Source organism: Rhodococcus sp. CX (genome assembly GCF_015865005.1).
Lineage (GTDB): Bacteria > Actinomycetota > Actinomycetes > Mycobacteriales > Mycobacteriaceae > Rhodococcus.
In genome coordinates this window covers 1-10,986 of record NZ_JADZGH010000182.1, presented here as the reverse complement: position 1 = coordinate 10,986, position 10,986 = coordinate 1, and the positions used below count along the sequence as shown (strand labels likewise).

Sequence of the window (10,986 nt, the reverse complement as noted above, 5' to 3'; positions counted from 1 at the left end):
CCCGCCGCCGGTGCCGAATTGGAGGCAGCAACGCTGCCAGTGGGAGTTGATGCCGTATGTCCGATGTGCTCGCCTGGATCGGAGCTATTGGAGGGCTCCTGGGTGGAGGCGCTGGACTTGGGTTCGGGGTTTCCGGCTTCGTCCAGTCGCGACGCGCAAACAAGATTGCTCAAGACGCCCGCGATTTTGCTGAGAGTGGACATCAACTGAGTTCGGACGCCAACGACCTCTCCCGAGAGGCGAACCGCATCGCTGTAGATGCGCGTCAACTCGCTGAAGAAGCGAACACGATCTCCATGCGTGCGGAAGCACGTGAGACCGAAATCAACGATGTCCGCTGGGTAGGTGCATGGAAAGAGCCTGGGCGCTACATCCTGACCAACCGGGGCCAGGACGAAGCCATCGGGGTGAACGCCACCGTCACGGTAGACGGGGAAGAGGCGCATCGGCGGGTCGATTCGGTACCCGCTGGTGGTTACCTCGCGTTCGAGCTGCCGGGAGCGCGCGACCAGTTCCGACGCGAGCAGGCGGAGATCGCCGCTTACAATCGGCACACTGCGGCCGGCCGATATGCGGTCTACCCCATCCACATGGCCAACACGATTCTTGAACGGGTGGTGTGGGTAACTCCGCTCGGCAAAGAGCGCATCCACGACATCCAGTCGCCGATCAGCAACCTCGGAGAACCGTAGTCTGCATTGGGGATTGCCTGGGTCGACCGGTATTTTGGGATCTGGCATTGGTTGTCCTATCTGTGTCGTGGCCGTCAGCTGTTGCCTCAGCTGGCGGCCTTTCTTATGCCGCTCGCGACGTCCGCTTCGACGTAACTCGAGTCGAAGTAGGGGACATCTTGCCCACGAAAAGCGTGCCCGGGAGAACCCGGAGTGCCTCCTCGATGAGCGCGCCGATCTGCTTGGTGCAGGTCTTCCGCTCGCCGGTGACGAGCATGTGAATGAACTGCCGAGAGCAACCGACGTAGCGCGCCAATCGCGCCTGCGAGAAGTCAGCGTTCTCCATGTACCGGACCAGCAGATCGGGGTCTCGGACTTGCATCCAAACTCCCCTCGATCGTTTCCGCCTCGTTGCGGTGTTCACGATCATGCCCCTCCTCCATCTCGTTGTCAACGACTTAGACGCAAGAGTGGCATAGCGGTTGACATCCTGTCAACGGGTGAATGCCACATCCCGGCTGTTAGCAGGTAAGAGAACGGTTAGACGTGTCCCCGGCTAGTTGACACAATCGTGCGTGTCTATTCGATTCGCTAGTTGACAGTCGCCGAATGCTCGACTCGACACCACGCGACATGACCTAGGAGGCTCATCTCTGTGCACGAGTTCAAGCGGTTCATTCAGCAGCAGCTCGATGCTCGCGGTTGGAAACAGGCTGATCTCGTCCGCGCCTCCGGGCTGTCCCGGTCGCACGTGTCGAAGCTGATACGCGACAACCGGGAGCATCTCGGACAGATGCCCGACGATGACACGATCGCCGGCCTCTCTCGCGGATTCAACGTCCCCGAGGATGTCGTGCGAACCGCAGCGTCGCGGGCCCTGGTCGGCTACGAGGACGACGGTCGACCGATTCACTTGGATCTCACCGAGGTCTCGACGGACGCACTGCTTCAGGAAGTGCGCCGGCGAATCGAAGAGACAGGAGCAAGACATGGAACAGGCACCGCGCAAGAGCAGAAACCGCGGACGGAAGCGGGCGGCACGAAGCACCGCAGCTCGTCTGGCTCGGATCGCGGCCGGTCAGGAGCCCCCATGAAACGGGGCAAGGTCGCACGCTTGCCCCGGAAGAACCAAGGCACTGATCTTGATCCTTCCTCCGGTCCGGGTGCTGTACACGTTGCCGGTGACCGGATGCCACCACCCGACCAACTGGGCCCCGAGGACATCCTCGCCGCGCACACAAGCGACGACCCAAGCGGCATGTACCCCGACGACACGGACAACTAAGGCGCAGCTTGCCGCCTGTACTGCACTTCTGCCACGAAAGGCCCCGTTCTTGGACAGCTACGGAGTTCGACTCTTTACCTTCGACATCAATCTGGGACGAGCACGTTCACTGCATCCACTCACGATGCCAGCAAGCAACGGCACCACATGGTCCTACCGCGATCACATCTTCACAGCCATGTCGACTCGACTGACTCAGTGCGCATACGGTCTTCCACCTCGATTGGATGGGCAGCCTCGGAACTCATCCCCCGACAGCGATCCGGTGTTGGAACTGCGTTCAGTCAAGCAACTCGGCGATCACATCTTTGGCGAGCTTCGGTACGGGCGCCCAGCTGGTCATGACTGGGCTGTTCCTACCGCGAGCAACGCCGGCCAGAACCCGATCAACCTGAGCCGATACGCACCCACACGGACCTATCGATTTGGATTCCTGTTTCCCGCGGCGGGCAATGAAGGAGTCTTAGCCGTTGAAACCGTTTCAGGAGCATGCCCGTCGAAGCACCTGGTGAACTGGGCACGACATTGGTCCCAGGAGGATGGGACCATGAACGGCACACCTGATATCTGGTACAAGCTCAACGCCCGGGGGATGGCCGACCCTCAGCAGGTGAAGACCTTCCTTCAATCCAGCAGCGTCGAAGAGCTCGTACTGATCAAGAAGTCGGTCGGGGCATCTCGAATGACTCGCCGCGAGGAGTTCCGTGTCACAAGCCGGCTGGATCCCGCCGGCAAGAGCAGATCACTCAAGAAGCTTCAGGGAGTACTGCTCAGCCAGAAAAGCGACGCGGACCTTGCTGACGAACTCGCACAGGAACTCGGGACGGGGGTCGCCGCGCTCGGACTCGACGATGCTTGGCTCGTCATCGACACCGGCAGAGGCAGGAAGCAAGTAAGCCCTTCTCGATTGCCTGAGATCTTCACCTACCCGATCAGCAACAGCAGGCCGTCCGACCAGGACATTCGCGATGAGGTCAGAATCCAGATCAGTCGGATCGCGTCAGTAGCTCACGCTACGATCGGCTTCACGGGATGGTGAGGAGGGTTGCATGTTGGGACGATTTGATCTGAGCCCAATCTTCCGTGCCCACTGGAAAGTCCTTAGCAAGGACACCCAAAACGGAACGGAGCCAGATTGGCCAGCTCGCCTAGGACTTCTCCTACCGAGCATCTCCGCACCAGCAGCGATGATCATCTGCGGGTGGAGCTTGGCTCAGCCCACGGCACTTCTGACAGCAGTGGCGCTGCTGGCTGGGGCCTTGATCGCGGCATTCGCCGAGTTGTCTTCACTCAGGATCAAGCTCAGCGAAAGGTACGATCCCGGCGAACAAGACGGAGAGAACGACAAAGCTGCAATTGACGAAAGCGTGACACACGTTCTGTTCGCATCGTTCTTGCTATTTGTCAACGCCGCAGTCCTGACTATTGGCCTCGCCATGGCGCCAGAAGACGCCAAGTCCCTGACAGGCCCTGCTGCCTGGATCAGCGCCGGCCTGTTCACCTACACGGTGATCTTGGCTTTGATGCTGATTCCACGCCTCCTCTATGCCTACACACAGGCAAACAAGGTGCGAGACGACTTGAACGGCTTCTACATCGGCCGATGAACTCCTACTGAGTTCCACTGGTTGACTGCTACAGCAGCACGGTGGAGTCACCCATGCGTGACGACACCATGTAGCAGAAATCCGACAGTATTGTTCGAACACATGTTCTAATCCTGGGCATGCGGAGGAGAACGTACCCACACCGCTGGCACCCGTGGCGCCACCTCGGACACCACTACCCGCGCATGCATGTCAGCTGCGAATACAAGCTCAGCGGCCGCGCGAGAGGCATCCTGACAATCCACGGGATCTACCTCGACTGCCGCCTCACCCAAGCCGGCCGCCGATGCACACTCACCCACGAAATCGTCCACCTCGAGCGCGGCCCCGTCCCCCGACATCCATACTTTGCCGCGCTCGAGGAACACATCGTCGACGTCCTCACCGCCCGTAGACTCATCGCACTCCCTCACCTCATCGACAAGCTCCTGTGGACCCAGCATCCACACGAACTCGCCGACGAGCTGTGGGTGGACGTCGACACCCTCACCACCCGCGTGCAGCACCTCACCAGAGAGGAGCGCGCGCACATCAACCGCGAGTTGGCACGTCGCCAGCCCTGGAACAACTAGAGGTCACATGGCCACCGTCAGCGCGTACGACACCGCGAAAGGCAAACGGTACCGCGTCCGCTTCCGCACACCCCAAGGCCGCCAAACCGACAAGCGCGGCTTCACCACCAAGAAAGCCGCCGAAGCATTCGCCGCCACAGTCGAAGTCGACAAACTCCGCGGCACCTACATCTCCGCCTCCGCCGGCCGCGTCACCATCGGCGAACTCTACGAACAATGGCACGACGAACAAGTCCACCTGAAGGACTCAAGCCTCGAACGGTACCGCGCATCATGGTCCGGCCAAGTCGAACCCGAATGGGCAACGATCGCGGTCGCCGATGTCGACCAAGGCGACGTCCAGGCATGGATAGCACGCATGTCCCGCAGCGGCCTGTCACCCTCAACGGTCCGCAAGGCACACCACCTCCTGTCGATGATCGTCGACACCGGGGTGCGGGACCGATGCGTGGCAGCGAACCTCACTGCCGGTGTGACATTGCCACGGCTACGGAAGAAGGAACCGACATTCCTCAGTTCGGATCAGGTGCTCGAGCTCGCCGGTAACTCGGGGCGCGGGGAGCTCGTCACGCTCACGCTCGGGTTTACCGGATTGCGGTGGGGTGAGATGGCTGCCATGCGCGTGAAGCGGTGGGATTCGCAGCGGCGTCGCCTCGCAGTCGCCGAGGCTGTCACCGAGGTGAACGGCCAGTTGAAGTGGGGCACCCCGAAGACACACGAGGTTCGGTCGGTTCCGGTACCGGGGTTCCTGGCTGCACGGCTCAACGAGGCCGTGAAGGGGCGCACGCCGGACGATCTGTTGTTCCCTGCGCGAGGTGGTGGCGTCATGCGCAACAAGAACGCGCGCCGCGACTGGTTCGACGCGGCGGTGCTCGCCACGTTCCCGCCAACCGAAGAACCGGAGGATGGCAAGAAGCCGGTGCCGTCGCTCGAGGTGACCCCACACGATCTGCGGCACTCGGCGGCATCGATCGCGATCCGCGCCGGCGCCAACGTCAAGGCCGTGCAGCGGATGCTCGGGCACGCATCAGCGTCGATGACGCTCGACATCTACGGGCATCTGTTCGAGGACGATCTCGACGACGTGGCCGCTGCGATCGACGCCGAAATCAACCCCACTGGCGCGAATGTCCTACCGCTTCGGAAGGGTCAGGCGTGATCCGAGTGTGGGCAAAATGTGGGCAGAAATGCGGAGAGCCACATTCCGAGGCTCGGAATGTGGGCTCTACCTGCACTAACTCTTGTGGGGCGGGCGGGGCTCGAACCCGCGACCAATGGATTATGAGTCCACGGCTCTAACCGACTGAGCTACCGCCCCATCACGGCCGTCTCCGGCTGCGCGCCCAGAATGCTACCCGTCTTCGCGGGGAGGTTCGCACACCGGGTCACCGATGGCTCGCAACGAGATCCGCGGGCACTCCTCGCCACTTCAGAACCTCGGTCGGGAAATGGAGAATGATATTCTCGTCACTGAAATCATTGTTTTCAGCGATCTTCCCGCAGACGAGAGGCGTGCGATGGAGGGATTGAAAGACAAGGTCGTCCTGGTGGCAGGCGCCGCGACCGGGCTGGGCGCCGACTCCGCCGCCCGACTGGCCCGGGAGGGCGCAAAGGTCGTCGTGGGCGACCTGGACGGCGCCGGGGCCGAGAAGACTGCCGCTGCCATCGGCGAGGCGGGCGGCGCCGCGACCGCAGTCCAGTTCGACATCTCTGTCGACGAGTCGGTGCGGGCGCTCGTCGACGCCGCGATCGACACCTACGGAAAGCTCGACGCGGTCCACATCAACGCGGGCGACATGGGCTCGGTGTCGAAGGACACCGACGTCGTCGACATCGACCTGGACATCTGGGATCGCATGATCGCCGTGAACCTGCGCGGCCACATGCTCGTCACCCGGCACACGGTTCCCCACCTGCTCGCGGCCGGTGGCGGCGCGATCGTCTACACGTCGTCGATCGCGTCGTTCACCGGCGATCCGCAGCGGCCCGCATACGCCGCGACCAAGGCCGGGATCAACGCCCTCACACGGCACGTCGCCTCGCGCTGGGGTCGCGAGGGCATCCGGGCGAACGCCGTCGCCCCGGGTCTGATCCTCACCGACGAGATCCGCACGGGCGCCGACCCCGACCTTCTGAAAGCCCTCATCGGCCGGTCCCGCAGCACTCGGGCCGGCGAAGCCCGCGACGTGTCGAGCATGGTCGCCTATCTGATGTCCGACGAGGGCTCGTGGATCAACGGGCAGATCGTCAACGTCGACGGCGGCACCGTTCTGCGCTGAGAGTCGCGCGAGCCCTGAAAAGAAAAAGACCCCCACCCGGATCGGGTGGGGGTCTTCTCTGCTCCCCCGGCTGGACTCGAACCAGCAACCGTTCGATTAACAGTCGAATGCTCTGCCAATTGAGCTACAGGGGATTGTCCTGCGGTGCTCCGCGGTTTCCCTCGGTGCGAGAAGAACTGTAGCGTTTCACCCTCCGCGGTACCAAATCGCCTGCATGTGGGCATGCGGCGCCCGATCGGGCAGGATGTACGCGACGCGCAGACACGGGTGGAAAGGACTCTCACATTGATCGGATTGTTGGTCGGGGTGGCGGCGGGATATGTGCTCGGAACACGAGCCGGCCGAGCCCGGTACGAACAGATCAGCAAGACCGCCAGGGCCGTGGCGGCAAGCCCCGTCACCAAGAAGGCCATCGAGGTGGGCCGTCAGAAGCTCGCCGACTCCATCAATCCGCAACCGAAGCTCGAACCGATGAAGCCGATCGACGAGCAGACGACGATCATGATTCCGCGTGATCAGCTGAAGCGATAGCAGCTCAGCCGGCCAGCCCCTCGCCGGTGGCGTCGCCGATGGCCTGGTCCAGCAGGCTACGGCGGTACTGCTCGAGCGCCACGAGATCGCCGAGCAGGGCGTGGAATTCGTCGGACTCGGTGGCCGGCGAGATGCGCTGCAGCTTGGACTTGAGTTCGGCGACCTGCTCGCCCACCCAGACTTCCTGCAGCCGCGCGAGCACCCCACCGATGTAGCGCGGCATCCGCTCGTCGTCGGCGGGCAGCGGCTCGACGGCGAGCTCGCTGACCAGTGAATGCGCGACCGGGTCGGTCGCGGCCCGGCTCACGGCGTCGACCCATTCGGCGCCCCCGAGCCCGGCTCCGGTGCCCCCGGCGGCGGCAACGGCCTCACGCACGGCGGCATAGGCGGGATCGGTGAACGTCTCCCCCGGCAGTGAGTCGAACACGGTGCCGGCGATCCCCGGATACTGCAGCGCCGCCTTCAACGCGTCGCGTTGCGGCCACAGCGACGGATCGTTCGGCCGCGGGCGACGCAGCACCGACGCCGGCGGCTCGGAAGTCGATGCCGCAGCCGCACGGGTCCTCGCCTCCGGCGCTCGACTACCGCGCCGCGCTTCCTCCTGCACGCGACGACGCACGGTCGGGATGTCGTCCCAGCCCACCCAGTGCGCGAGCTGCACCGAGTAGTTGTCGCGCAGCGAGCGGTCCTTGATGCGGGCGACGACCGGCACGCAGCGGCGCAGCGCCTCCACGCGACCTTCCGCGGTGTCGAGGTCGTGCTCGGCGAGAATCGACCGGACGACGAACTCGAACATCGGGGTGCGGCGGGCGACCAGATCCCGTACGGCCCCGTCGCCGCTGGCCTGGCGCAGTTCGCACGGGTCCATGCCCTTCGGCGCGATCGCCACGAACGTCTTGGCTGCGGTCTTCTGATCGCCCTCGAACGCCTTCATCGCCGCGGCCTGCCCGGCCGCGTCACCGTCGAAGGTGTAGATGATCTCGCCGCGGAAGTAGCTGTCGTCCATGAGCAGTCGTCGCAGCATCGACAGGTGTTCGTCGCCGAAGGCCGTACCACAGGACGCCACAGCGGTTTTCACGCCGGCCAGGTGCATCGCCATCACGTCGGTGTAGCCCTCGACGATCACCGCCTGATGCGATTTGGCGATCTCCCGTTTCGCGAGATCGAGACCGAAGAGCACCTGGGACTTCTTGTACAACACCGTTTCCGGGGTGTTGACGTACTTCGCTGCGAGGGTGTCGTCGTCGAACAGCCGCCGCGCGCCGAAGCCGATGACGTCGCCGGCGAGATTGCGGATGGGCCACAGCAGGCGGCGGTGGAAGCGGTCGATGGGACCGCGGCGGCCCTGCTTCGACAATCCCGCCGCCTCGAGTTCGGCGAACTCGAAACCCTTCGACAGCAGGTGCTTGGTGAGCGCATCCCACCCGGCGGGCGCGTAGCCGCAGCCGAACATCTGCGCGGCAGCAGCGTCGAAGTTGCGTTCGGTCAGGTAGTCGCGCGCTGCCTGCGCGTCCGGGGTGCGCAACTGTTCGGCGTAGAAGGCCTCTGCGGCAGCGTTCGCGGCGATCAGCCGGGCACGGGTACCGCGGTCGCGCTGGACGGACGGGCCACCGCCCTCGTAGTTGATGGTGTAGCCGACCCGTTCGGCGCACTGCTCGACCGCTTCGACGAAGCTGATGTGCTCGATCTTCTGCAGGAACGAGTAGACGTCGCCGCCCTCACCGCAACCGAAGCAGTGGAAATGGCCGTGGTTGGGCCGGACGTGGAACGACGGGGACTTCTCGTCGTGGAACGGGCACAGGCCCTTCATCGAGTCGGCACCGCCGCGTTTGAGCGCGACATAGTCGCCGACGACGTCCTCGATGCGAATGCGGTCGCGGATGGCCGCGATGTCTCTGTCGGAAATTCGGCCGGCCACGGGACGAGTCTAAGCGCTCGCCGACCGCTACCCCCAGCCCGCCTGCGCGGCCAGACTGTCCTTGTCGATCCGCTCCAGCCGGGACTCGGTGCACGAGGCGATCTGGTCGACGACGACCCGCACGCGCGCCGCGTCGTCCTTCGCGTCCTCCCATGCCGGGACGAACAGCGGATCGAGGCCGACGGGGGCGGTGCGCAGCAACCATTCGGCGACCCGGTGGATGCGTTCACGCTGGCGTTCCTGCCGCTTGCGGTGCGCCCCGTCGGACATGACGAACTGCAGTGCCATGGTCTTGAGCAGCGCGACTTCGGCGGCGACGAGCGGCGGCACCACGAGGTCCGCGGCGTAGCGGCTGACCGGTTCCCCGCCGGTGACCTCGCGGGTGCCGCTGATCGCGGCGGTGGCGTAGCGGCCGACAAGTTCGCTGGTGAGTCTCTTCAGCGCAACCGAACTGGCGAGAGTGCCGTCGTAGACGCCGACGCCGAGGATCACCGGCATCCGGGACAACCGCTCGGCGGCCTCGACCAGTTCGTCCGGGATCAGGTCGGAGAACTCGCGCATGCCGACGTCGACGAGTCCCTGCACGGACGCCGGGTCGGACAGCACCCGCAGGTCGATGCGGCCGTCGATAACACCGTCCTCGACGTCGTGCACCGAATAGGCGACGTCGTCGGACCAGTCCATGATCTGCGCCTCGAGGCACTTCTTCCGGTCCGGTGCGCCCTCGCGGATCCACGCGAGGACCTCGGCGTCGTCGTCGTACGCACCGAACTTCGCGCCGGACCGGGGGCGGGTCCACGGATACTTCAGGGTCGCGTCGAGGGTCGCACGGGTGAGGTTCAACCCGGCGCTGTGCCCGGCCGGGTAAAGGATCTTCGGTTCCAGGCTGGTCAGGATGCGCAGGTTCTGCGCGTTCCCCTCGAAGCCGCCGCAGCTCGCCGCGACCTCGTCGAGCGCCCGTTCACCGTTGTGCCCGTACGGCGGGTGCCCGATGTCGTGGGCGAGACCGGCGAGATCGACCAGGTCAGGGTCGGCACCGAGTCCCTCCGCGATGCTCCGGCCGATCTGCGCGACCTCCATCGAGTGGGTCAGCCGGGTGCGCGGGGTGTCGCCGTCGCGAGGCCCGACGACCTGCGTCTTGTCGGCCAGCCGGCGCAGCGCGGCGCAGTGCTGGACACGCGCGCGGTCCCGCGCGAACGGGGTGCGTTCGGCGGCCGCGGCCTCCGCACCGGCGATTCCCGACCGTTTGGGGGCCTCGACGACGCGGCGCTCGAGTTCGTGTTCGGTGTAGCCCTGCATCCACCCTCCTCAGCTGCGCCGGAACTCACTGCGCGGCGGTGTAGGGAAAGTCCGCCGAGCCGTGCGTCAACTGGTACCAGACCAGGGCACCGGTTTCCCGGGCGATACCGTGGATCTGCGATTCGCGGGTGAACACCGCCGGTCCCGTCCGGGTCGGGGCGGTCCACGCCTCGAGCCCGGCGTCGCGCGCCATGGTGCGGGTCCGCAGCGAATGCCACGGATCGCTGACCAGCACCGCCGACGACATGCCCCGCTCGTGCATCTCCCGGCTGACCGCCTCGACGCTGAGCAGCGTGTCGGTGCCTTCCTCGACCGCGAGGATCGCCTCGCCCGGCACCCCGCGCGACATCAGATAGTTCTTGCCGGCCGCGGCCTCGGTGTAGAGGTCGCCTTCCTGCTTGCCGCCGACGGTCACGACCGTGTCGGACACCCCGTTCTCGTACAGCTGCACGGCCTGTTCGAGCCGGGCTTCGAACACCGACGAGGGTGTCCCCGAGTACTGGGCGGCACCGAGGACGACGATCGCGTCGGCGTGGCTCCAGTCGTCGATCCGGGCGACCTGCCAGACCCGCACCGCGGTGCCGGCGACGACCGCGATCGCGGCAAGAATCACGCCGACCACGATCCGCCGGGTCCACCGTGCGAAACCCGCACCGACGCCGCGACGCTGCGAGGCGGGCGGCGGGTTCGGCCGGGATCGGCGGGCTGCGGTACTCACCCCACGATTCTGCCAGCGCCCGCGCCGCGTTCGGTCGACGACGCGCCACGTACGCGCACGCGCACCGCTCCCGCGACCGTTAGATTCGACGCCATGCCCGTGTACT

11 protein-coding genes and 2 tRNA genes are annotated in these 10,986 nt (G+C 65.1%); 8 read left to right on the top strand and 5 right to left on the bottom strand.

Annotation, left to right across the window (positions count from 1 at the left end):
- Positions 1 to 56: 56 nt before the first annotated feature.
- From I0Q12_RS19235 to I0Q12_RS19210, 6 genes are all read left to right on the top strand, one after another.
- Positions 57 to 692, top strand: coding sequence for a hypothetical protein (locus tag I0Q12_RS19235; protein ID WP_197253610.1), 636 nt, complete (start codon positions 57 to 59; stop codon positions 690 to 692).
- Positions 693 to 1,326: 634 nt separating this feature from the next.
- On the top strand, positions 1,327 to 1,956 hold the full coding sequence (locus I0Q12_RS19230) for a helix-turn-helix transcriptional regulator (protein WP_197253609.1): 630 nt from the start codon (positions 1,327 to 1,329) through the stop codon (positions 1,954 to 1,956).
- A 547-nt stretch (positions 1,957 to 2,503) separates the two neighbouring features.
- On the top strand, positions 2,504 to 2,995 hold the full coding sequence (locus I0Q12_RS19225; protein WP_197253607.1) for a hypothetical protein: 492 nt from the start codon (positions 2,504 to 2,506) through the stop codon (positions 2,993 to 2,995).
- A gap of 10 nt (positions 2,996 to 3,005) precedes the next feature.
- Positions 3,006 to 3,563 carry a hypothetical protein gene (locus I0Q12_RS19220; RefSeq protein WP_197253605.1) on the top strand — a complete coding sequence of 186 codons (558 nt, stop codon included), beginning with the start codon at positions 3,006 to 3,008 and terminating at the stop codon, positions 3,561 to 3,563.
- A gap of 185 nt (positions 3,564 to 3,748) precedes the next feature.
- Positions 3,749 to 4,135 carry a hypothetical protein gene (locus I0Q12_RS19215; RefSeq protein WP_197253603.1) on the top strand — a complete coding sequence of 129 codons (387 nt, stop codon included), beginning with the start codon at positions 3,749 to 3,751 and terminating at the stop codon, positions 4,133 to 4,135.
- Positions 4,136 to 4,142: 7 nt separating this feature from the next.
- The gene (locus I0Q12_RS19210; RefSeq protein WP_197253601.1) at positions 4,143 to 5,294 is read left to right on the top strand and encodes a site-specific integrase; all 1,152 of its coding nucleotides are present in this window, start codon (positions 4,143 to 4,145) and stop codon (positions 5,292 to 5,294) included.
- Between the two features lie 85 nt (positions 5,295 to 5,379).
- On the opposite strand, the gene I0Q12_RS19205 is transcribed toward I0Q12_RS19210, so the two are convergent.
- A tRNA-Ile gene (locus I0Q12_RS19205) sits at positions 5,380 to 5,453 on the bottom strand.
- 199 nt (positions 5,454 to 5,652) lie between these two features.
- Between I0Q12_RS19205 and I0Q12_RS19200 the strand changes: the two genes are divergently transcribed.
- Entirely contained in the window at positions 5,653 to 6,414 is a 762-nt protein-coding gene (locus I0Q12_RS19200) for an SDR family NAD(P)-dependent oxidoreductase (protein ID WP_197253599.1), read from the top strand.
- Positions 6,415 to 6,475: 61 nt separating this feature from the next.
- Here I0Q12_RS19200 and I0Q12_RS19195 read toward each other — a convergent pair.
- Positions 6,476 to 6,548: transfer RNA gene (locus I0Q12_RS19195), tRNA-Asn, on the bottom strand.
- A 151-nt stretch (positions 6,549 to 6,699) separates the two neighbouring features.
- On the opposite strand from I0Q12_RS19195, the gene I0Q12_RS19190 reads away from it, so the two are divergent.
- A complete protein-coding gene (locus tag I0Q12_RS19190; protein WP_197253597.1) occupies positions 6,700 to 6,945 on the top strand; it encodes a hypothetical protein in 246 nt (81 codons plus the stop codon).
- A 4-nt stretch (positions 6,946 to 6,949) separates the two neighbouring features.
- Here I0Q12_RS19190 and dnaG read toward each other — a convergent pair whose 3' ends face one another.
- Genes dnaG through I0Q12_RS19175 form a run of 3 tightly spaced genes read right to left on the bottom strand, consistent with a single transcriptional unit; the run spans position 6,950 to position 10,880 of the window.
- Complete coding sequence (gene dnaG / locus I0Q12_RS19185; RefSeq protein ID WP_197253596.1) at positions 6,950 to 8,863, bottom strand: DNA primase; 1,914 nt, start codon at positions 8,861 to 8,863, stop codon at positions 6,950 to 6,952.
- A 27-nt stretch (positions 8,864 to 8,890) separates the two neighbouring features.
- Complete coding sequence (locus I0Q12_RS19180; RefSeq protein ID WP_197253595.1) at positions 8,891 to 10,162, bottom strand: deoxyguanosinetriphosphate triphosphohydrolase; 1,272 nt, start codon at positions 10,160 to 10,162, stop codon at positions 8,891 to 8,893.
- A 25-nt stretch (positions 10,163 to 10,187) separates the two neighbouring features.
- Positions 10,188 to 10,880, bottom strand: coding sequence for a YdcF family protein (locus tag I0Q12_RS19175; protein WP_374068734.1), 693 nt, complete (start codon positions 10,878 to 10,880; stop codon positions 10,188 to 10,190).
- Positions 10,881 to 10,986 lie beyond the last annotated feature (106 nt).